Below are 20,570 nucleotides of genomic sequence, written 5' to 3'. Positions count from 1 at the left end.
GTGTTTTTACGATAATTGATTAACCACAAGGCTCACTAACTGGCGCGCCTCGTTGTTGTCGCGTAACTCGTATGCATTAATGAACGCAGCGATAGACGCGTTAAATATATTCGCTGGCGAGGCCTGCTGACCCAAGTGCGTAACCGCCTGCTCATTAAAAGACGCAACGATATCTTGCTGCTGTTGTCTTTCGAGCTCTAATTCTTGCGCTTTAAGCGCATCGTAGGCTGTTTGCTCACCACCTTTTTCAGGACTTGCTGCTTTGCGCTTCTCACGATGCTGTTTTAGCTTTTCTTCAGTGGTCGCTGATGCCGCTATAACCGATTTAAGCTGAGGTAAATTAATAATGACATTATTCTCTAAACACCAGCAAATCAGCAAGAGAACGTTCACATTCACCTTGTGGTTGTCTTGAAGTAGAAGCGCGAGCGGTGCCATATCGCCTTTGGTGTAGCGAGACACGCTGTATTCCCAAAACACACTGCTTTTGATATTAGGCGCTGGCATTGTCATACTCTTGTCGTTTTTGTTCTATCTGCTCTTGAGCATCTAGCCATGCCATCTCTTCTTCTTCAAGCTGCTGCTTAAGCTGTGTTTGCTTATCGAGCAAGCCCATTAGTTCTGCTTTTTTATCGTCGGCGTAAAGCGAGGTATCGGCGAGTGATGATTCTACCTCTGCCAAGGCAGTACTGCATTTTTCCATGGCTTTTTCGTGCTTTTCGATGGCTTTTTTGAGCGGCGCGACGCTTTGCCTGAACTCGGCTTCGCGACGCTTTTCTTCTTTACGATCTAACTTGCGTTCCGGCTTGATCTGCGTTTCGTATTCAGCATCGCTATTGGCACTTTTAGCCTCACTGTTGGCCTTGGCTTTCTCTGCAGCCTGCTGTTTTAAAATCCAGTCGCGATAGTCATCTAGGTCGCCTTTAAATGGCTCAACTTCACCGCTGTCTACCAAATAGAAATCTTCACACACCGAGGAGAGTAGGAAGCGGTCGTGCGATACCAGCACCATAGCGCCTTCAAAGCCTTGAAGGGCAATATTAAGTGCATGACGCATTTCTAAATCTAGGTGGTTAGTGGGCTCATCCAGCAACAGTAAATTTGGCTTTTGGTAAACAATTAACGCCAATACTAAGCGCGCCTTTTCACCACCTGACATAGGTGCAACGGGCGCCAACGCTTCATCACCATTAAAACCAAAACCGCCCAGGTAGTCGCGAAGCTGCTGCTCTGTGGCTTTTTCGTCGATGCGCTGCAAATGTAAAAGGGGTGTGGCGTTAGCGTCTAGTGTTTCTAACTGGTGCTGCGCAAAATAACCAATCTTAAGACCTTTAGCGGTATTGAAAATGCCCTGCTTGGGCGCATGAACGCCCGCTAACAGCTTGATTAACGTTGATTTACCTTGACCGTTTCTTCCTAAAAGACCAATTCGGCTACCGGGTACTAAATTCAGTTTTACCTGTTGAAGGACTATATGGTCGTCATACCCCAACTGTATTTTTTCCATTTGAACCAGTGGGTTAGGAAGCGCTGTTGGCGGTGCGAAGGAAAAGCTAAACGGGCTAGCCATATGGGCAGGCATTAACGTTTCCATTTTTTCTAGCTGCTTAATACGGCTTTGCGCTTGCTTTGCTTTACTAGCCTTGGCTTTAAACCGCGTAATAAATGAGTTTAGATGGGCTACCTTTTGCTGCTGCTTTTCATATTCAAGGTTCTGTAAGCGTATACGCTCAGCACGCTGGGTTTCGTAAGCTGAATAGTTACCTGTGTAAGTAACAAGTTTTTGTTGCTCAACACTGATGATTTGCGCAATGGTATTGTCGATAAAGGCTTTATCGTGAGAAATAAGTAATAAGGTGCCGGCATAGCGTTGGAGCCATTTCTCTAACCATATTACGGCATCTAAGTCTAAGTGGTTAGTGGGCTCATCAAGCAGTAGTAGTTCTGACGGGCAAAGTAGTGCCTGCGCAAGATTCAAGCGCATACGCCAGCCCCCAGAAAAGTCGCTAACTGGTGCGCTTAACTGCCCATTGGTAAATCCGAGGCCGGAAAGTATAGTCGCTGCACGAGATTCAACATCGTAAGCCCCTGCCTGCTCTAGTTGCCCATGAATTTGGCCAATTTTGACGCCTTCGCCGCTTTTTTCAGCGGCATCTAGCTTAGCCTGTAAATCACGTAAATGTTTGTCACCGTCTATCACGTAATCTATTGCAGTTCGATCAGTTGCTGGCGTTTCCTGAGCTACACTCACAATTCGCCAATCATTTGGAACGCTGCAATTGCCGGCATCGACGCTTAATTCACTGCGCAACAGTGCAAACAGCGTGGACTTTCCGCAGCCATTGCTGCCTATAAGCGCCACTTTGTGGCCTGGAAAAACCTGTGCCGACGCTTCTTCCAGCAGCATTTTGCGGCCGCGAAGTAGCGATACATTTGAAAGCTTAATCATGACTAACCTGTGATAGAACAATCTAGGGCGCGTATAGTATCAAAAACTTAAGCTAAAAGCTGATCAACACATGCCATTTCAAGGTATAATACTGGCGAAACTCCCCAAAGGTGTATGTATGTCAAAACGTGTAAAACGTCGCTTTGTAGCAGGGGCTACGTGCCCAAAATGCCAAGAGCTAGATACTATTTCGTTATACTTTGAAAATAACGTGGAAAAGCTGGAATGCGTAGCGTGTGGGTACAACGAAGCGCAAACCGACGAAAAGGTCAGTGCCGCCACTCGTTCTAACGAAAACGTGATTGGTATCTTCAAACCTCACTAGCATTCCTACTCACTGTTAAGTAAATCTTACCGTTAGGCCTGTGTAATACCTTATCATACTGTACTCAGGCTTTTTAAAACCTTCTCTACACACTGCGCCAGTAGCGGCTAAGCCCTTACCCAGGAAAAACGCTCTCCAAGGCATGTTTTTTGTATTCCTTACTCTAAGGAGTGAAATATGAAACACGCTAAAAAACGATTTTGCTATGTAGTAGCAGGGCTATTGCTCATGCTCATCGCGCTTAGGTTGTACCTTCCTTACGCCGCAGCCACATACATCAACAACACACTAAGCCAATCGGACCAATACGATGGTCGTGTGGGCGATGTTGATTTAATGCTGTGGCGAGGTGCCTACAGCTTAGAATATGTGTTGCTGTATAAAGCGAATGGACAAATAGATAAGCCATTGTTTAAGGCTGACTATGTGGAATTTACACTATCGTGGTCACAGCTTTTTAAAGGTGCGGCCGTTGGCAGGGTGGTGGTAGATGCTCCCGAAATTAACTTTGTAGACGGAAACACGGAAGAAAAGAGTCAGTCGGGTAAGAACGAAAATTGGCTGTCTATTGCCGACCAATTGTTTCCGCTGCGTATAGATAAACTCACCATTAACGAAGGGAAAATTGCTTTTCACAACCCTGATACCTCTCCGGCTATCGACATTGCGCTGCACGATATTCATCTTGAAGTGAATAATTTGGTAAACAGCGACGATTTATCAGATACGCGCGTAGCCACAGCTTCAGCGCAAGGCCAAACCGCAGAGCAAGGTACTATTTCGTTAAACGCCAAGCTTAATCCTGCAACCAAAGCCCCTACCTTTGACCTAGACATTCAAGCAGACAACGTGGGTCTGGTGAACTTTAAAAACCTACTTGATACCTATGCACCTTTTGACTTAGAAGCCGGGACCCTCACGCTTGCGGCCGAGGTCGCATCTAACGAAGGGCAAGTGAAAGGCTATATCAAACCTATTTTGTATAACGTTGAAGTCTTTTCTTGGAAAGGCGACATTGAACGTGACGGGGACGGTTTTATTGAAGGCAGTATTGAAGCGATTTCCGCGTTTATCACTGAGCTGTTTGAAAATCAAAGCCAAGACCAAATTGCCACACGCATTCCTATTGAGGGCGATTTATCTAGCCCAGAAACTCAGACTTGGGAGGCATTTACGGCGATATTGAAAAACGCGTTTGTTAAAGCATTTCAAGGCGATGTGGAGGAAAGCGTAGAGCTCGACAGGTTGGAGTTAGACCGGTTGGAAAACCCTGAGGGGTCTAACTAAGGGCGCTGAGATTTTTCTTACGCGGCCAAGGGCGCGTTTAAAAGCTACGGGCGCTGTAAAGCCCGTAGCGGTTTAAATGATGCTATATGGTACAGCTATCACCACAATCGTTGGCACCGTCGCGCATGCCTTCAATTTCTTGGCTTTCTTGCTTATCTTTTTCAGCCTGCTTTTCGGCTACTGACTGCTCAACTGAGTCAAAATCGATGCTGTCAAACGCATCCATGTCAAAATCACTCATAATTTTCTCTCTCAAATAGTAAAAGGCTTCTCTAACTGAAGCCTTTGTATCGGGGCGCAAGTGTAATTCAATTAGATTGTCAGGATAAATGAAGTCTTAGCCTAACTCATAACAATATAAACTAGTGCTCGACGCAAAGCCTTTTACTGCTTAATACCGTCGATTATACTAATTTGGCGACTGTTTATGAGGCGCCCCTTTCAAACCAAAGTGGCGCTTACGCCATTTAAGGATGGCTAAAATTAGTAGTGCGGGGGCGGGGTCTCTTCTGATTGCTTAGCAATATTAGACGGTTCTATGCTTTTAACACGGTCTATTACGTGACTTACTTTAAACGCTAAATCATCAAGTTGCTTTTGTTGTGAAGCCAGCGCTTCATTAAGTGCCTCGATAGTGTGTTCTTGAAAGGCTACTTTCATCTGTAACTCTTCAATATAGCTATTGGCGCTATCTATTTGCTGTTGTAACTGCTCAGCGCTTTTGTCTGTCATGTAAATTCTCTATCTCTCTCGTTGCCATTCTTCGGCAAGGCCACTACTGCTTATAGACAATATATTATCATTGGGAAGGAAGCCGACGCCATAAACAACTGCGGTTGGCGGTGAAATAGACTCTCTCGATGCGACTTGAATTGACTGAACTTGTTCGCCGTTTTGCAAACTCCAAAGATAAACCTTCCTAGCTGGAGAGCCTGTTAGTAAATACTGACCATCTTTTGAAAACTCGACATCTGTGAAGATCTTTTGTCGTGATGCAAACTTCAGTGAAGTAACGGGCTGCCCGGTTTGTACATTCCACACTTGCGACTTACTTTGACTATCGGCAGTAAAAGCAAACCTTCCCTCATCATCTAGCGCAACTTTGGTCACTCGGGTGGGGTGCGTGAAGGTGTGGATAATCTGCCCAGTGTCAGTACTCCACAAATAGGCAATGTAGTCATTGCCACCAGTAAGGGCAAACTTACCATTTGGTGAGATATCAATGGAATTAACTTTTTCCTGATGCCCGAAAAATTCGAGACGGCGAGAAGTGCGCGGCTCAAAATACATCACCTTGCCGTTGGAGCGAGCGACGAGTATGCCATTACCATTATTGGTGACTACCACGTCGCGGATAGAGGACTCATCTATTCGCCAAAATCCTTCTGGCTCACCAGTTTCTAAACTCCACAGAGCAAACGCTTCACGGTCGGCAGTTACCACATAGCGCTTATCTGCACTGATGTGCACTGACATAACCAAGTTGTTACCTTCTCCCTGATGACTCCAATGATAGAGGGGCTCGCTCTGGCCAATTCGCCAAACGTTGACACCATTATTCACGCCAGATACCACCGCTAAGGTACCGTCGGTAGATATATCTGCCGCGTATGCACCCTCTTCTACATGACGCCACTGCTGTATTGGCGTAGTATCAGGGACAGAGCATCCCATGGAATTGCCAATAAGTAAGGTGAGTAACACTATTCTATGGAACATTTGAGGCCTAAACATAATCAAATGGGTTTCGCTTTGTAAACGCTAGGTTTAACATAGCATGGATCACGCATCTTTAACTATCGTGCAAACTGCCTTAGATGCAGCAGTATAGACATAGACGCATGATGATAATAATTAATGGAGACGTTTTTATGCAGAAGTCGCTCGTTGCCTTATCTACTATCGCTGCGCTAGGCCTTTTCGCTTGCCAGCCAAACACATCTGATGAGGCCGCTTCTACAAGCGCTGATAGTGCAAAAACAACTGCTGTTGCAGCAGAAGAAATGACAGATACACAAAAGCAAGCTTACGCCATGGGCGCGAGTATGGGCCTGTTTGTTAGCAACCGTGCCGAACAACAAGAGCAGCTTGGTTTAACCCTAGACCAAGATGCACTACAGCAAGGCTTTAAAGACGGCCTGAATGACACCCTTAAGTTCACACCAGAGCAAATTCAGCAAATCGCTCAACAAGGCGAAGAAGTATTGCGCGCTAAACAGCAAGAAATGGCTGAACAAGCTGCTGAGAAAAACATTGAAGCAGGTCTTGCTTACCTAGAAGAAAATGGTAAGAAAGAAGGCGTGACGACAACAGAGTCTGGCCTTCAATACGAAGTACTTGAAGAAGGCGAAGGCGCAAGCCCAGAAGCAACCGACATGGTAAAAGTTCACTACCGTGGTACCTTGCTTGATGGTACAGAGTTCGACTCTTCTTATAAGCGTGGCGAACCAGCTGAATTTCCACTTAATCGCGTAATCGCGGGTTGGACTGAAGGCGTACAGCTAATGAAAGAAGGCGCGAAATACCGCTTCCACATTCCATCAGAGCTTGCTTATGGCGCACGCTCAACGGGCGCAATCACGCCTAACTCAACGCTAATTTTTGATGTTGAGCTTTTAGAAGTGGTTAAACCTGAAGCCGAAGCGCCAGCTGAATAAGCTAAAGCTTTAAAAAAAGAGAAAGCCGACGCTATGCGTCGGCTTTTTTGTTTCAGTGAGTCAGCGTGATCCTTGCTTACCTTTTCCCTACGAGCTAGTGGATTTTCACCACGCGCGTACCCAAATAGTAATGTGGGTTATTCAATATGCTTGGTGCCTCGAATTACACTATTAAGCTTAGCCTAAAGTTAAAATATTTCACGGTCCTAACATAGGTTTTTTAGGAACAATTAAACCTTAAAAACTGGGGTTTAAAACCAAAGGTTTTAACGATTAGGTGCGCGTCGTCTTTCCGTATGGACTTTGAACGTCGCAAAGTGATTAAGCAGTGAGTGCCCTACTTTATACATAGCACACGCTAAGATCAGGTATATCACGGTTCGTACACTATTTAAGCGAACAACTATATCAAGTAAGGCATACAACAATAACAGCGCGCCGCTTAAAAACAGCATAAAACCTATGATAGTGCCACTGGTTTGAAGCGGATCGCTTCCCGACCTTCGGCGGTTCAACACAGGCATTCTGTTACGCATTCATTTCCCCTAATGGCTAATATGGTATTGATACTACGACACTGGCAGAAAGGTTTATGTTCAATAATTATTCAATCTGCCTGTTTTGTCACTTTTTACCTTATCGAAAGATTGCGTTTTGCCTTATTACCCACATAAAGTAGGGGTAATTAGCTGGATTATTTATAGGACATTGTGAAAACACCGCTTATCACTCGAAAGGGCTATTTAAAGCTTAAACAAGAATTGGATTTCTTGTGGCGTGAAGAACGGCCAGAAATCACTCGCAAGGTAACTTGGGCAGCCAGCCTGGGCGATAGGAGTGAGAATGCTGACTACCAGTACAACAAAAAGAAGCTTCGCGAAATTGACCGTCGGGTTCGTTATTTACGCAAATGCTTAGAGAACCTAAAAGTTGTTGACTATGATCCACAGCAAGAAGGAAAAGTGTTCTTTGGTGCTTGGGTTGAAATTGAAAACGAATTGGGCGCTGTTATGGCGCTTCGCTTAGTTGGCTATGATGAAATATTTGGCCGTAAGGACTACATCTCTATTGATTCCCCCATGGCTCGTGCTCTACTTGGCAAAGAAGAGGACGATGAGTTTATTGTTAAAACTGAGGCGGGTACTAAAGAGTGGTGGATAAACCGTATTTGGTACGACGCAACAGATAAACTTTGAATAAAGAGATGGTCTACTTAACTACTCAGTTGTAACACAATGATCAGACGACTTTCCCTACACCGCGGTGATATACTCACCGCTCTTATTTTCACTACTAACGCTGTGTATGTAAGCCTGTCACACACCGTTTATTCGCCATTGCCTAACGCGAACTTTTAGTATCTTAGAGCGACTTATGATTACCAATAAAATTGCAGAAGAGCTTAGCGTTCAACCCTCGCAAGTAACTGCCGCAGTAAAACTTCTCGATGAAGGAGCAACCGTTCCTTTCATTGCCCGATACCGCAAAGAAGTAACCCAAGGCCTTGATGATACGCAGCTGCGTAATCTAGAGCAGCGCTTGACATACTTACGTGAGCTAGAAGAGCGTCGCGACGTTATTCTTAAATCTATCGAAGAGCAGGGCAAACTAACTGACGAGCTCAAAAGCAGCATTACCAGTGCCGACAGCAAGACGACCCTTGAAGACTTGTACTTACCGTATAAGCCTCGCAGGCGCACTAAAGGACAAATTGCTATTGAAGCAGGTTTAGCGCCGCTGGCCGATGCATTATTTAGCAACCCTGACACAGACGCTGAAAGCAAAGCGCAAGAGTTTATAAACACAGACAACGGCGTTGCTGATACTAAAGCTGCGCTAGAAGGTGCTCGCTATATCCTTATGGAAAAGTTTGCTGAAGATGCCTCGTTACTAGCTAAAGTGCGCCATTACCTTACTGAAAATGCTCATATAAAAAGTACGGTTGTACCCGGTAAAGAACAAGAAGCGGCTAAATATAAAGATTATTTTGAACACAGCGAGAAATACAAAAAGGTACCCTCGCACCGCGCATTGGCAATGTTCCGAGGTCGCAATGAAGGAATGCTTCATATTCAGCTAGATGCCGACCCTCAATCAGAGGAAAAGGGCCCATCTCATTGCGAGCACATTATCGCAAGCCACTACGATATCATGCACCGCGGTCGTGGCGCTGATGATTTCTTAGCTCAGGTTGTGCAGTGGACGTGGAAAATCAAAATTGGTTTACACATGGAAACTGAGCTATTCAGCGCCCTTCGAGAGCGTGCTGAAGAAGAAGCCATTGAAGTATTTGCTAAAAACTTAAACGACCTGTTGATGGCTGCACCTGCAGGTGCCAAAACCACTATGGGCCTAGATCCAGGTTTGAGAACCGGCGTTAAGGTAGCGGTAGTAGACAGCACAGGTAAGGTGGTAGCGACCAACACCATATTCCCACACGCACCGCAAAATCAGTGGGATAAGTCTATTCGCACGCTAACAACCTTGTGCAAACAATACAAAGTAGACTTAATCAGCATTGGCAACGGAACAGGTTCCCGTGAAACGGACAAACTTGTAGGTGAAATGCTTAAGAACAACAGCGAACTTACTGCACAGAAAATTATGGTAAGTGAAGCTGGCGCATCGGTGTATTCAGCGTCAGAGCTTGCTTCTAAAGAACTGCCTGATCTGGATGTTTCAATCCGCGGGGCGGTTTCTATCGCACGCCGCCTGCAAGACCCACTAGCAGAACTCGTTAAAATTGAGCCTAAAGCTATTGGTGTAGGCCAGTATCAGCATGACGTAAGTCAAAGCCAACTAGGTAAGTCCCTTGACCGTGTTATTGAAGACTGTGTAAATGCCGTAGGCGTTGACTTAAACACGGCATCGCCAGCGTTATTGAGCTATGTATCCGGCTTAAACAGAACCTTAGCGCACAACATTGTGAATTTCAGAGACACCAACGGTGCTTTCCCAGACCGTAAAGCACTGTTAAAAGTAGAGCGCTTGGGCCCAAAAGCTTTTGAACAAGCCGCGGGCTTCCTTCGTATCGTCAATGGCAACAACCCGCTTGACGCCTCTGCGGTTCACCCCGAAGCATACCCGGTAGTCGATAAAATTGTAGATACGACTGCGGTTGCAGTTAATGACATTATCGGCAATACCGAGTTACTGAAAAGCTTATCGCCAGATACCTTTACCAGCGATGCATTCGGTTTACCTACCGTTAAAGACATCCTTAAAGAGCTGGATAAGCCAGGTCGTGACCCTCGCCCTGAATTCAAAACTGCTGCGTTTAAAGAAGGCGTTGAAAACATTAACGACCTTAAGCCTGGCATGATCTTAGAAGGCGTAGTGAGCAACGTAGCTAACTTTGGCGCTTTTGTTGATGTGGGCGTGCATCAAGACGGATTGGTACATATCTCTGCACTGACTAACAAGTTTATCTCAGACCCTCGCGAGGTAGTTAAAGCCGGCGATATTGTGAAGGTAAAAGTGCTAGAAGTAGATGTACCGCGCAAGCGTATTTCCTTCACCATGCGCTTAGACGATACAACAAGTCAAAGTAATAATGGCGGCAGCCATAGCGCTTCAGGTAAAACCCAGAACAAAGGGGCTGGGCGTGCTAACGCTAAAGCAAATCCTCGCTCAAATAAAGGAGGAGGCAATCGCAACAGCCAGCCTCAAAACAACGCCATGGGCAATGCCTTTGCTGACGCGTTTGCTAAAGCGAAAAAGTAAACCCTAGCTGTTTATTGTCGCTTATTTTGTCTTATAAAGAGCCTGTCGCACGGCAGGCTCTTTTTTATTGCTCTTCCATTTATCCTTTCGTTTTTGCTACATTAGTTCTGGTGCAATAGAAAGCATTAGCGCTCAGCAATGCTTGCTTAAAAAGCATTAATACCAATCCGTATAGATAAAGATACCGAAACAATGAAAAGGTGTGGGTCACTCCGAAACAGAAGTTCGGAAGTTCGTATATCGGTAGCGTTTAGCGAGTCCGTTGTCACGCTGTAGGCGCCTTAACGTTTAACGAAGGTAATGTTGCTCATTTGATCACAGCCTTTTTCCAGGCAGCACTATCGGACGACCATAATGAGTTAACGGCCACCGATCTTTGATGTACGCGCTTTTCATCTAGCTGTACAGCAAAGGTCATCTGCCCTAATCAGAGGATGATGTTATGAACTTACCTGTTTCAAAAGGCATGCTAAATGTCAGCGCAGACTACCCCGACCTTCGGGATCGCTATTACCAACCCAACCTCACACCGCTTAAACCTTTTATCGACCCGCCGGGTAACTTGGTTATATTAGACCAAGGCAAAGACGGTGCCTGTACAGGTTTTGCCTTGGCCGCCACCATAAATTTTATCTATCGCCACCAAGGTCGAAAACATATCGTGAGCCCATGGATGCTTTACGCCATGGCGAAGCGTCACGATGAATGGTTAGGCGAATCCTATGAAGGCTCTAGCTGCCGTGGTGCTATTAAAGGCTGGTATAACAGTGGTGTGTGCAGCGACTCACTGACAAAAGATATTAATCACAGCGACGAATTTGAAATGACCCTTGCCATTGCTAACGATGCTAGCAGCCATCGGCTAGGGGCGTACTACCGGCTTGAACGAGAAATTAGCGATTTTCATGCTGCACTCAACGAGGTGGGCGTAATCTTTGTTTCAGCCAGAATTCATGAAGGCTGGAAAGACGCCGAGGGTGACACGATAAACTTAAGACCTGAGCCCATGGGCGGCCATGCGTTTGCTATTGTTGGTTACAATGATGAAGGCTTTTGGATCCAAAACTCATGGGGTACAGATTGGAAAAAGTCCGGGCTGGCACTTTGGCGGTACGATGACTGGGCGTTAAATGTTATGGATGCCTGGGTTGTACAACTTGCGCTTCCTATTTCAGGCGCAGGTACTTACCATCAGGCTGCACGCTCTATCGCGCAAGGTGTGTTTTCTCGCTCTACGCCACGAGTAAGTATCCAAGATCACTTCGTTCATTTCGACGACGGGCATTTTGATACAAGAAGTAAATATTGGAGCAATAAAAACCACGTCGATGCCATTATTGAAAACCTCTCTGACAGTAATCATCGACATGTAATGCTTTACGCGCACGGCGGCTTAAATAGCATTAAAGCCTCGGCTAAACGCATTGCCGCAATGAAAGACACCTTTCTTAAAAATGATGTGTACCCCATTCATTTCATGTACGACACTGGCATGCTAGAAGAGCTAAAAGATATTTTAGGCTTTAAGAATGAAGAAATTAGCAACAAAGTTGGGGCATTTACCGACTACACCGACCGCATTTTAGAATGGGCGACACGTAAAGTGGGCGGCGCACTGTGGCGTGAAATGAAATCAGACGCTTGCACACCTTTTACTCGTACTACGTCTGATGGCACCTATTTTTTGACGAAGTTAGCCGACTATTTGAAAAACAACCCTACCATACAGCTTCACGTTGTGGGTCATTCCGCAGGCTCTATTTTTCATGCACACAGTCTTTCAAGGCTATTCAAAGTTAATACAAATATTAGAGTTAAAAGCCTTCATTTACTGGCCCCAGCCATTAGCTACCCGTTATTTAACGAAAAGCTTTCGGAGCTTTTAGAGGCAAAGTATGTCGAGTCGACCACGGTTTACAACTTATCCGAAGCCCTTGAGAAAGATGACCATGTTGCGCGTATTTACCAAAAATCGCTACTCTATTTAGTATCAAACGCCTTTGAATCTAAACCAGAGATGCCATTATTAGGTATGGCCGCGTTTCATCAGTCGCTGTCTAACGTAACGTTCAAATACAGCGAAGGAAAAGAAGGTGATGCGACGGCATCTACATCCCATGGTGGATTCGATAGCGATGTAGATACAATGAACTCGGTGCTTTCAGATATGACCGGTGGTGCGCCTAAATATCCGTTTACAAAAGCAATATTAGATTATTAAGGCTTACTGATTTAAAAAAACCTTCGCATAAATGAAAGTGCCACTCTTGCGATCTAGCTCGCAGCTTCTTAGGCTAGATCGTGAGTTATTCTGTGAGCTAAATTGTTGGTGTGACGTGATGTAGCCAGTGCTAACTTGACGCTATTATTCTTGAAGCTGGCTATTATGCTTGGAGAGATATACCTTCTCTAGATGGAGTGTAAGCTTGCAAATAAGCGTTTTGAATACGGCCTATTCTTGTCTGCATGGCGTCAGGCGCATTTGCGTCTAAACCCTGCGAAGATATAGCGTTTGCAGAGTTAGACGCAATATCCAACACTTCGTCTGCCGCCGCACCTGGCGTGAGACCAGCGTTAATTTCGGACTCAGTAATAGTTTCAATTCTTGAAGCTGTATCGACACTAACAGTTGGAGCCTGCTCTGTTGAAGATTCTGCGGCCGATAGGTTGTCAGCTTGTGCTTTGGCAATCTCACTTCGCGCCTCTGTCGCTTTTTGAGATGCCTCAGAGGCCACCTTTAAATCTTGTGAGGAAGGCTCAGCTGGCGCGAGAGCTGCGGCGCGCACCTGCTCCATTTTTTGGAGGGTTTCTTCTGGCGTTTTTTCTTCTGAGACGTCAATAGACACCTCGCCATCGGTAACATAGCGCTTGTTGTCAGGGCCTGTAGTGTATTCATATCGCGGCGCTCCAGCGTACTGCCCACCTGTTGCCGCATGCGCTTGCTCGTGAACTCTTACTTCCTGATCTCGAGCTTTTAGCTGTTCAATTTCCGCGGATTCTTGCTTTTCTTGTTGCTCTTGCTGCCTGTCTCTCGCGTCTTGCTTACCTGCACTCTCGTCCTGCGCATTGTCTTTTTCTTGCCCAAAAACGTTTTGGAAAGCGGCTTGAAGCTCGGTTTGTATTTGAGGACGTTCGTAGGTGACAGGGGCTGGCGGCTGACCCGGGCTTTTAGCCTTATCTGTTTCAGAACCTAAACCTTTTTGAGAAGCGCCTTGCTGGGAATCTGATGCTGGGGGGATAGTTTCCCGCTGCACGTTATCTCTACGAGCAGATTCTGTATTTACATTCGCCGTAGGATAAGCAATCGCGTTGAGGATTGGCGTTACTATATTCACCGTATCAGCTCCACCTAAGCCAATACGTCAATGATAGTGCCAAGCATCTCGTCGGCCACCCCTAAAACTTTGGCGGAAGCTTGAGCATTACGCTCGTTTACATTAAGCGCAATTAAATCGTCGGTTAAACGCGTAGTGCTAGAAGCCGAGTTAGAAGAGGTGTTGTTTGATTCGCTGGTAGCCACGGTAGGTTGTGCGGGTGCAATAGCATCTTCAGCCGTTCGCTGAGCAATATTTCCCGCTGCCTGCGATACGCCATCGCTTGCACTTTGTAACCCATACTGAGCCGCTGCAAATGCAGAGCCTGCACCTAAACCATCAATACTTGTCATACACTACCCCTAACCTCTCATGTGCAATTATTAACCAATTTCACACAAATAGAAAGACATGTATCAAACACTATCATTAACTTATTGTAAGCAGGCGACTTTTAATTGGCTATAACGAAAGGAAAAGCTTCAAACCACTGATTAATAGCAGCTTGAAGCCCTATTAAGGCGTTAGGTCAAGACGCTTTCTGCTGGTAAACACCCGCAGCAAAACGAAGTAGAATATCGGCGGTTTGCTGAGGATGAGAAATAAACGGTGCGTGGGAAGCATGTGGCAGTACGACGGTATCAGCTTGCGGATGAAGCTCGCAAATTCGATCTATACCACTGGTCGGCACCAAACTATCTAATCTCCCATACAATCGTAATGTTGGCGTAGTTATTCGCCCTACATCTTGCCGCATATCTTCAGTAGACAATATACGTAAGCCTTTTTTCAGCGCTTCCTCAGCAGGTTCTGGAAACTGCGTAACTTGCTCTCTAATGGCCTTAATATCTTGCTTTGCAGTTTCACTACCCATAGCTTGAATTGCTAAAAAACGTTCCAGTGTTTTTTGATAATTCTTTTCAAGCTGGGTTTCAAACATAGTAAGTAAGTCAGCCGCAATCCCCGGCCAGCAAGGTCCGGCTATAAAACGAGGCGTTGAGGCAATGGTAACTAGCCCGGTGAGCTTTTCAGGTGCGAGTAACGCTAATTTTTGCGCAACCAGGCCACCTAATGACCACCCGACTAACACACACTGATCTGGCAATTTGTCTACAATAGCTTGGGCAAGGGATTCAACGTTATAAGGTGAGGGCACGATACCTGCGTTTTCTCCAAACCCAGGAAGGTCAATGGTGGTAACGCGAAAATTATCGCTAATGTAAGGGATAAAGGATGTGAACGCGCCGCTGTTCATACCCCACCCGTGAAGAAATACTACATCTACGCCTGTACCCTTCGTACGGGTGACAAGCTCGCCGTTTGTATGCAAAATTTCCATTTACACCTCCTTAGGCAGAAACGTGTTTTTGAGGAAACACGAGATGATGAAAATAGGTCGACGTTCGACAATTCAAGGAAGTTGATGGAATCAACACTATGAACCTTTCATGCTTGCTATGTTATCAGGCAAGTCCTACGCCAGTATGTCACTGGTGTGAAGATGACATGTTTTTTTTCGAAGCGTCATTACATGGGAGTAACCTACTTCAATACGGCCCTGTGGCAGGCCACGTCAAGCATAGCCACTACGACGCACTATCAGTGCTGGGGCTCCATACATGGCCCATGTCATCGCTGGTTCACCAGTTAAAGTTTACGCATTCACTAACGTCAGGGAAAGTATTAAGTAACTGGTTTGTCCATAAAAAGCGACAGTGCACTCTATCAGTGCCAGATGTACTGCTTCCGGTTCCAATTAGTGCATGGCGGCTTGCAAAGCGGCACTACAACCAAGCTACGCTTTTGTGTGAAAGTTTAAGCAGTGAACTAGGCATACCCATTAATCAATCATGGGCAAGTCGCAAAGGCTTTAGTGTGCAGCACCACTTATCCAAAATGGCCAGAGCAGAGAACGCAAATCGTGTATTTACTTTATCCAAGCAATGTATCGATGACGAAATAGCGGCAGCGCGATGTAACGAAGAGGGCAGCGATTTCACCGTGGCGATAGTGGATGATGTTCTTACTACGGGCGTTACCGTAAATACACTTAGTAAAAGACTTAAGCAGCGCTACCCAAAGATACAGATTCAAGTTTGGGCAGCCGTATTTACGCCGCCACCTAAAAGTAGCTTATTCCAAAAAGCGTGAGGCTTGACAAGGAATACGAAAAGATAAGCTATTAAGGCGCGGCATGCACCGCGCTTCATAAACTGATTTAACGGATAAAGTGCGACTGGTAAATGGCATTGGCTAGCATTTTGTTCGTGCCGTACCAGTAGCCTCTAAATTGCGTGTTGTCGGTAAAACCAATGACTACACCACGCCCCATCTTCTGAGTCGTCACTGCGGTTGACTCAGCCATTAGCGCAACCATTCTTTTATCACTAAACCCAGCCATAAGTGGCTCGTCTGTGTAGCGTGCCGGTGTGACAAACGGCGAACTACTTGCTTCTACGACCATATTATTCGTTTTAAACATAGGTAGGGTATCATCGCTATAGCCATAAAAAAGTGGATGAGTATTATCAATATCTGCTTCAAATACAGCACCCGCCACCAACTTTCTGGCATAGAGCGACGAGCCATCTTCGTAGCTTAAATCGCTTTCATCGAAAGCATTATCTATGGTCTCTCTACTGACAATCTCCGCATCTAGCCACTTATGCTTTGCGAAGTAACGCAGTGCAGATTTCTGGCCTACGATAACACCACCGGCTTTCACCCAATCTTCAATTTTTTTTCTGTCGTTTTCAGTAAAACGATAGCGACCGCTAGGAAATAAAATATGAGTGTAGGTAACGCTAGGGTCATTAAGCGCACCTAATAGGTGTTGTTGCTCTACAATACTTGCAGACAAGCCGACTTTTGTATCGAAGTAGTGCCAAATTTCTCCCACTTCGTATTCACTGGTCCCCTCACCACCTACAATTAATACCTGCGGTAAGTCAACTGGCGCCATACTCCGGCTACCTAAATCATTACCTGTCGGCGTTAATCCACTGCGTAAGCTAAACACAGGTACCTGAAGTTGTTGCTGCGCTTTGCTCAAAATGGCCACTAAGTTTTCGGGCTGCCCCAAACCTTTAGGCACAACAATACTACCGGGCTGAAGGTCAACATTTTTGCCATCGTATTTAATAGCAGAAAACGCTTTTTCACTGCTTCGCACTTTCACTCCGGCTTCCAGTAAGGTTTGAAGCATGGCAGGCGCATAATAATGCTGCCATGAAAACGCGTAGGCATAAGCGTTTTCATGAATATCATTAAGTGTTGTTTGAGTAAGAGCAGAGTTGTCACTTAGCGTAAGACTTCGCACATCGCCTTGGTCTAAAGGCGCGTAGTCCAAGTTAAAGGCCAAAGCCAAATTCCACGTTGAAACATCATAGAAGGTGTTATTTTCAAATGATGTTTGCGTAGAAAAAATTGACTTTACTAGGCGGTATTGAGGTTGGTTAGTAGGGATAAATATTGCCTTCCCTGCCTTGTAGCTAATCTTCTTCGCGTTGAAGTTCTTTGTAAGCACTTCATATTCAATGTGATGCTGCTCAAGTAATGCGATAAAGGCGTTAAAACGAGCGGTATCATTGGATGCACTTACTACAAATCCAGCTTGGGCATCTTGCTTAGCCAAAGACTGCGTACTCTTCACAAAGCCCGATTGGTAGTCGAGGATTGCAGCCTTATTTGCCAATGCGCCCCTAAAGGTACTGAGAGACGTGGTAATTTGGTTCGCTATGGTGTCTTTAAAAGCAAGCTTGCCGTTTATAGAGTCTTGAAGGTGCCCTCGCGAACTGGCCTGCTCAAACAGAATACCCACGCTACCGTGTAAATCCGGGTAGGTAGACCCTTTACCAGCATAGAAGTCGTCAAATGCTTCTTCGGTGAAATACAGCTCGCCCTGTTCGTCAAACGCTGCAGCGTGATAGTGCGCAAGCGCTTCAGTTAAGGTGACGTTCTCGTCTGGCGTTAGAGGGTTTTTGCGCGAGCGTACGCCGGGCTGAAAGAAATAGGTACTGTCTGTGCCCATTTCGTGGAAATCGGTCAGAATATGTGGACGCCATTTGTGAAACTGTTTAATACGCGCCTGCGACTCTGGGTGCGCCAGCAATAGCCAGTCACGATTGAGATCGAACCAGTAGTGATTTGTTCTGCCAGACGGCCACCCCTCGTCATGTTCACGGTGGCGGCTGTCAGAAACTAACTGCTTGCCTTTGTGCATATTTGCCCACTGAGCAAAACGAGAGAGTCCATCGGGGTTGAAAGATGGATCAAACAGCACAATATTGTTGTTCAACAAGGCATCAATTTCTTCACCTTCAGCGGCGGCTAAGTAATAAGCCAGCGCTAGCGAAGCATTGGTACCGGAAGGCTCGTTACCGTGAATACTGTAGCCCATGTAAAAAATCAGAGGGGCGTCGTTACCTACTTTTTTGCCACTTTCCATGGCATCAATGTGCTGTTGCCTCATGGCTTCAATGTTGTTTCTGTTTGACGGCGCAGTGATAGTCATGAGTAAAAGCGGGCGATTTTCGTGGGTCCGGCCAGTTTCTTCGATGGTAATGCGGTCAGATTTTTCGGCAAGAAGCTGCATGTAATTTACGACTTGGTCGTGACGTACGTGCCACTCTCCAATGTTGGCACCAATTACAGATTCAGGCGTAGGAATAGCTGGGTTGAAGGATACGGAATCAGGTAAGTATGCTGTAACTGGCTGCCCGCCTGAATCAGGGGAAATTGTAACCACTGATGATAAGGCTGGCTGTGCCAATGCTTGCTGGCTGGTCGTCGCTCCAAGGCCGATAGTGCCAAGCGCCAACAATAAAGCGAGTGATAATGGGTTCTTTTTGGCGGAGTTTTTTAGCTTCGCTAACATAGCGCTTCCCGTCTTGTTGTTATGGTTGAAAGTAATAGCGGTGTACGTCACTCTCAACAAATTCGATTCACTGGAATTATTTATTTAATTAATACCTGACTGTTTTACTCAGGTAAATTTGATACAATAATCTAAATTTTCAAAATATGTAGGACTTGCTGATGATAACTATATCAGAAGAAGCCCAGGCTCACTTCGTAAAACTGCTGAGTAAACAAGAGTCTGGCACGAATATTCGTGTATTCGTCGTAAACCCAGGCACCTCGTCAGCTGAGTGTGGCGTGTCCTATTGTCCGCCGGACGCTGTCGAAGAAACAGACACTCGCCTTACGTTTAACGGCTTCGATGCCGTGGTAGACGAAGAAAGTGCACCGTACCTCGATGAGGCGGAAATTGACTACGTTACCGATCAAATGGGCTCACAATTAACACTTAAAGCGCCTAATGCTAAAGCGCGTAAAGTGGCCGACGATGCCCCTTTAGTCGAGCGAATCAACTACATGATCGAATCAGAAATCAACCCACAGCTAGCGAGCCACGGGGGTAATGTTGTACTTACCGAGTTAACTGATGATGGCTACGCCATTCTTCAATTCGGCGGTGGCTGTAATGGCTGCTCAATGGTAGACGTTACGCTTAAAGAAGGGATAGAGAAGCAAATGATTGAACAGTTCGCTGGCGAGCTTAAAGGCGTGCGCGATGCAACTGAACACCAAGCCGGTGAGCACTCTTACTACTAAGCGCAATACTGCGCTTATTTAGGTGCATATCACAATGCTGTCTCTATGTTGACGCAAGATCCACTTAAGAGCTGGCAACGATTTAAAATAGGCTTATCTATTTTCGTTGTCGGCGTCTTGCTGCTGTTTACCCTTAGCGAATTTCATATCGCGCTGCGCTACCTAAGCCTTGTGGTACTATTTCTTGGTTTTGCTATTGCTATGTTGGGCTACTGGGGAATTTTCATTCAGCGTTTCTCGTTTATAAAAGATAAAAAGCCGCCTCCTAAATTTTAGAAAACCAATTTTACCTATTTTTATCAGTTGTTTAATAACTCTTTCAGGACATTAAACACTCCTATCTTCCAGTCATACCCAACTATATAACACCGTTATCTTGTATAACCTTTTATCTACCATTTCATTGGCTTCGCTACTAGTCGTGAACACTTTTTATCGGTAGATTGAAAGTTGTACTAAGTACTCAAAAAAGGTGAATAGTGGAAAATGCTATAAACAAGCTAGGCTTGCTCGGCGGTATGAGCTGGGAATCAACGGTAAGTTATTACCAAGCTATAAACCGGGGCGTGAACGCGCGACTTGGTGGTCTTCACAGTGCGCCATTAATAATAAGCAGCGTCGATTTTGCCCACATAGAGCAGCTTCAACACAGAGGCGAATGGGATAAAACCGCCGACATTTTAATTCATGAGGCAAAGCATTTAGAAACAGCAGGTGCAAAAGCCATATTAATTTGTACCAATACCATGCACAAAGTGGCGGCTGAGATTAAGCAGAATATCAGTATCCCCCTTATTCATATTGCCGATGCAACGGGGCGCGAGCTACAGCGCAATAAGGTAAAAAAAATCGGATTGCTAGGCACACGCTTCACCATGGAGCAAACCTTTTATACATCCCGTCTTGAAGAGGTTTTTGGTATTGAGGTTGTTATTCCAAATGCGCAACAACGAGACACAATTCATAACATTATTTATGAACAATTATGCAAGGGCGTGATTTGTGTTGATTCTCGTGAGGCGTATATTGAAGTAATAGACGCGCTTGCGGCCGAGGGTGCTGAAGGCATCATTCTAGGCTGCACCGAAATTGCGTTATTAGTGCAACAACAGCACAGCAAGATTAGGTTATACGACACTACCGCTATCCATGCTAAAGCCGCGGTAGACTTCGCTTTAGGGCAATAAATAAACTAGAGC

The 20,570-nt window shown here is 45.6% G+C and carries 20 protein-coding genes; 10 read left to right on the top strand and 10 right to left on the bottom strand.

The features are described 5' to 3' along the window. Nucleotides 1–6 precede the first annotated feature (6 nt). A complete protein-coding gene (locus tag D1814_RS08105) occupies nt 7–507 on the bottom strand; it encodes a TIGR02444 family protein (RefSeq protein WP_118491210.1) in 501 nt (166 codons plus the stop codon). Further along, a complete protein-coding gene (locus D1814_RS08100; RefSeq protein ID WP_118491208.1) occupies nt 494–2,449 on the bottom strand; it encodes an ATP-binding cassette domain-containing protein in 1,956 nt (651 codons plus the stop codon). The genes D1814_RS08105 and D1814_RS08100 overlap by 14 nt, the downstream gene beginning before the upstream one ends. Nucleotides 2,450–2,567: 118 nt before the next feature. Here D1814_RS08100 and D1814_RS08095 point away from each other — a divergent pair, with 118 nt between their 5' ends. Continuing rightward, the gene (locus tag D1814_RS08095; RefSeq protein ID WP_012520152.1) at nt 2,568–2,774 is read left to right on the top strand and encodes a YheV family putative zinc ribbon protein; all 207 of its coding nucleotides are present in this window, start codon (nt 2,568–2,570) and stop codon (nt 2,772–2,774) included. Between the two features lie 177 nt (nt 2,775–2,951). Beyond that, nucleotides 2,952–4,061 (top strand): DUF748 domain-containing protein, encoded by a 1,110-nt coding sequence (locus D1814_RS08090; RefSeq protein WP_118491206.1) that lies wholly within the window; start codon nt 2,952–2,954, stop codon nt 4,059–4,061. An 82-nt stretch (nt 4,062–4,143) separates the two neighbouring features. Here D1814_RS08090 and D1814_RS19420 read toward each other — a convergent pair whose 3' ends face one another. The 3 genes from D1814_RS19420 to D1814_RS08080 all read right to left on the bottom strand — a co-directional run bounded on the left by D1814_RS19420 (nt 4,144) and on the right by D1814_RS08080 (nt 5,735). Then, nucleotides 4,144–4,302: a hypothetical protein gene (locus tag D1814_RS19420; protein ID WP_012520154.1), complete on the bottom strand. Its 159-nt coding sequence runs from the start codon at nt 4,300–4,302 to the stop codon at nt 4,144–4,146. Between the two features lie 242 nt (nt 4,303–4,544). After that, complete coding sequence (locus D1814_RS08085) at nt 4,545–4,793, bottom strand: SlyX family protein (protein WP_012520155.1); 249 nt, start codon at nt 4,791–4,793, stop codon at nt 4,545–4,547. 9 nt (nt 4,794–4,802) lie between these two features. Next, the gene (locus tag D1814_RS08080) at nt 4,803–5,735 is read right to left on the bottom strand and encodes a WD40 repeat domain-containing protein (protein WP_118491204.1); all 933 of its coding nucleotides are present in this window, start codon (nt 5,733–5,735) and stop codon (nt 4,803–4,805) included. 197 nt (nt 5,736–5,932) lie between these two features. Between D1814_RS08080 and fkpA the strand changes: the two genes are divergently transcribed. After that, nucleotides 5,933–6,718: an FKBP-type peptidyl-prolyl cis-trans isomerase gene (gene fkpA, locus D1814_RS08075; RefSeq protein WP_118491202.1), complete on the top strand. Its 786-nt coding sequence runs from the start codon at nt 5,933–5,935 to the stop codon at nt 6,716–6,718. Nucleotides 6,719–6,984: 266 nt separating this feature from the next. On the opposite strand, the gene D1814_RS08070 is transcribed toward fkpA, so the two are convergent. After that, nucleotides 6,985–7,254: a hypothetical protein gene (locus D1814_RS08070; RefSeq protein WP_179985024.1), complete on the bottom strand. Its 270-nt coding sequence runs from the start codon at nt 7,252–7,254 to the stop codon at nt 6,985–6,987. Between the two features lie 174 nt (nt 7,255–7,428). On the opposite strand from D1814_RS08070, the gene greB reads away from it, so the two are divergent. The 3 genes from greB to D1814_RS08055 all read left to right on the top strand — a co-directional run bounded on the left by greB (nt 7,429) and on the right by D1814_RS08055 (nt 12,662). After that, complete coding sequence (gene greB, locus D1814_RS08065) at nt 7,429–7,914, top strand: transcription elongation factor GreB (RefSeq protein WP_118491200.1); 486 nt, start codon at nt 7,429–7,431, stop codon at nt 7,912–7,914. A 178-nt stretch (nt 7,915–8,092) separates the two neighbouring features. After that, nucleotides 8,093–10,441, top strand: coding sequence for a Tex family protein (locus tag D1814_RS08060; RefSeq protein WP_118491198.1), 2,349 nt, complete (start codon nt 8,093–8,095; stop codon nt 10,439–10,441). A 442-nt stretch (nt 10,442–10,883) separates the two neighbouring features. After that, nucleotides 10,884–12,662: a C1 family peptidase gene (locus D1814_RS08055; RefSeq protein WP_118491196.1), complete on the top strand. Its 1,779-nt coding sequence runs from the start codon at nt 10,884–10,886 to the stop codon at nt 12,660–12,662. A gap of 163 nt (nt 12,663–12,825) precedes the next feature. On the opposite strand, the gene D1814_RS08050 is transcribed toward D1814_RS08055, so the two are convergent. From D1814_RS08050 to bioH, 3 genes are all read right to left on the bottom strand, one after another. Beyond that, the gene (locus tag D1814_RS08050) at nt 12,826–13,776 is read right to left on the bottom strand and encodes a putative metalloprotease CJM1_0395 family protein (RefSeq protein ID WP_118491194.1); all 951 of its coding nucleotides are present in this window, start codon (nt 13,774–13,776) and stop codon (nt 12,826–12,828) included. A gap of 14 nt (nt 13,777–13,790) precedes the next feature. After that, nucleotides 13,791–14,108 carry a hypothetical protein gene (locus tag D1814_RS08045; protein WP_118491192.1) on the bottom strand — a complete coding sequence of 106 codons (318 nt, stop codon included), beginning with the start codon at nt 14,106–14,108 and terminating at the stop codon, nt 13,791–13,793. A 176-nt stretch (nt 14,109–14,284) separates the two neighbouring features. Further along, entirely contained in the window at nt 14,285–15,094 is an 810-nt protein-coding gene (gene bioH / locus D1814_RS08040; RefSeq protein WP_118491190.1) for a pimeloyl-ACP methyl ester esterase BioH, read from the bottom strand. Nucleotides 15,095–15,192: 98 nt separating this feature from the next. Between bioH and D1814_RS08035 the strand changes: the two genes are divergently transcribed. Further along, nucleotides 15,193–15,906 (top strand): ComF family protein, encoded by a 714-nt coding sequence (locus D1814_RS08035; protein ID WP_118491189.1) that lies wholly within the window; start codon nt 15,193–15,195, stop codon nt 15,904–15,906. Between the two features lie 67 nt (nt 15,907–15,973). Here the strand turns inward: D1814_RS08035 and D1814_RS08030 are convergent, their stop codons facing one another. After that, nucleotides 15,974–18,631 carry a M14 family zinc carboxypeptidase gene (locus D1814_RS08030; protein ID WP_118491187.1) on the bottom strand — a complete coding sequence of 886 codons (2,658 nt, stop codon included), beginning with the start codon at nt 18,629–18,631 and terminating at the stop codon, nt 15,974–15,976. 161 nt (nt 18,632–18,792) lie between these two features. Between D1814_RS08030 and nfuA the strand changes: the two genes are divergently transcribed. The 3 genes from nfuA to D1814_RS08015 all read left to right on the top strand — a co-directional run bounded on the left by nfuA (nt 18,793) and on the right by D1814_RS08015 (nt 20,558). After that, nucleotides 18,793–19,371, top strand: a complete 579-nt coding sequence (gene nfuA, locus D1814_RS08025; protein WP_118491185.1) for a Fe-S biogenesis protein NfuA — start codon at nt 18,793–18,795, stop codon at nt 19,369–19,371. A 45-nt stretch (nt 19,372–19,416) separates the two neighbouring features. Next, nucleotides 19,417–19,647 (top strand): hypothetical protein, encoded by a 231-nt coding sequence (locus D1814_RS08020; protein WP_118491182.1) that lies wholly within the window; start codon nt 19,417–19,419, stop codon nt 19,645–19,647. Between the two features lie 215 nt (nt 19,648–19,862). Beyond that, nucleotides 19,863–20,558: an aspartate/glutamate racemase family protein gene (locus tag D1814_RS08015; protein ID WP_118495344.1), complete on the top strand. Its 696-nt coding sequence runs from the start codon at nt 19,863–19,865 to the stop codon at nt 20,556–20,558. The last annotated feature ends 12 nt before the right edge of the window (nt 20,559–20,570 follow it).

It is taken from the genome of Alteromonas sp. BL110 (assembly GCF_003443615.1).
In the GTDB taxonomy this organism is placed as follows: Bacteria; Pseudomonadota; Gammaproteobacteria; order Enterobacterales; family Alteromonadaceae; genus Alteromonas.
The sequence above is the reverse complement of the archived record's forward strand: the minus strand, read 5'-3'. Positions and strand labels throughout refer to the sequence as shown.

Excerpts from the sequence above, each read along its gene's own strand:
- D1814_RS08105 (WP_118491210.1), bottom strand. The coding sequence starts at position 507 with ATGCCAGCGCCTAATATCAAAAGCAGTGTGTTTTGGGAATACAGCGTG.
- D1814_RS08100 (WP_118491208.1), bottom strand. The coding sequence starts at position 2,449 with ATGATTAAGCTTTCAAATGTATCGCTACTTCGCGGCCGCAAAATGCTG.
- D1814_RS08095 (WP_012520152.1), top strand. The coding sequence starts at position 2,568 with ATGTCAAAACGTGTAAAACGTCGCTTTGTAGCAGGGGCTACGTGCCCA.
- D1814_RS08090 (WP_118491206.1), top strand. The coding sequence starts at position 2,952 with ATGAAACACGCTAAAAAACGATTTTGCTATGTAGTAGCAGGGCTATTG.
- D1814_RS19420 (WP_012520154.1), bottom strand. The coding sequence starts at position 4,302 with ATGAGTGATTTTGACATGGATGCGTTTGACAGCATCGATTTTGACTCA.
- D1814_RS08085 (WP_012520155.1), bottom strand. The coding sequence starts at position 4,793 with ATGACAGACAAAAGCGCTGAGCAGTTACAACAGCAAATAGATAGCGCC.
- D1814_RS08080 (WP_118491204.1), bottom strand. The coding sequence starts at position 5,735 with ATGGGATGCTCTGTCCCTGATACTACGCCAATACAGCAGTGGCGTCAT.
- fkpA (WP_118491202.1), top strand. The coding sequence starts at position 5,933 with ATGCAGAAGTCGCTCGTTGCCTTATCTACTATCGCTGCGCTAGGCCTT.
- D1814_RS08070 (WP_179985024.1), bottom strand. The coding sequence starts at position 7,254 with ATGCGTAACAGAATGCCTGTGTTGAACCGCCGAAGGTCGGGAAGCGAT.
- D1814_RS08060 (WP_118491198.1), top strand. The coding sequence starts at position 8,093 with ATGATTACCAATAAAATTGCAGAAGAGCTTAGCGTTCAACCCTCGCAA.
- D1814_RS08055 (WP_118491196.1), top strand. The coding sequence starts at position 10,884 with ATGAACTTACCTGTTTCAAAAGGCATGCTAAATGTCAGCGCAGACTAC.
- D1814_RS08045 (WP_118491192.1), bottom strand. The coding sequence starts at position 14,108 with ATGACAAGTATTGATGGTTTAGGTGCAGGCTCTGCATTTGCAGCGGCT.
- bioH (WP_118491190.1), bottom strand. The coding sequence starts at position 15,094 with ATGGAAATTTTGCATACAAACGGCGAGCTTGTCACCCGTACGAAGGGT.
- D1814_RS08035 (WP_118491189.1), top strand. The coding sequence starts at position 15,193 with ATGAACCTTTCATGCTTGCTATGTTATCAGGCAAGTCCTACGCCAGTA.
- D1814_RS08030 (WP_118491187.1), bottom strand. The coding sequence starts at position 18,631 with ATGTTAGCGAAGCTAAAAAACTCCGCCAAAAAGAACCCATTATCACTC.
- nfuA (WP_118491185.1), top strand. The coding sequence starts at position 18,793 with ATGATAACTATATCAGAAGAAGCCCAGGCTCACTTCGTAAAACTGCTG.
- D1814_RS08020 (WP_118491182.1), top strand. The coding sequence starts at position 19,417 with ATGTTGACGCAAGATCCACTTAAGAGCTGGCAACGATTTAAAATAGGC.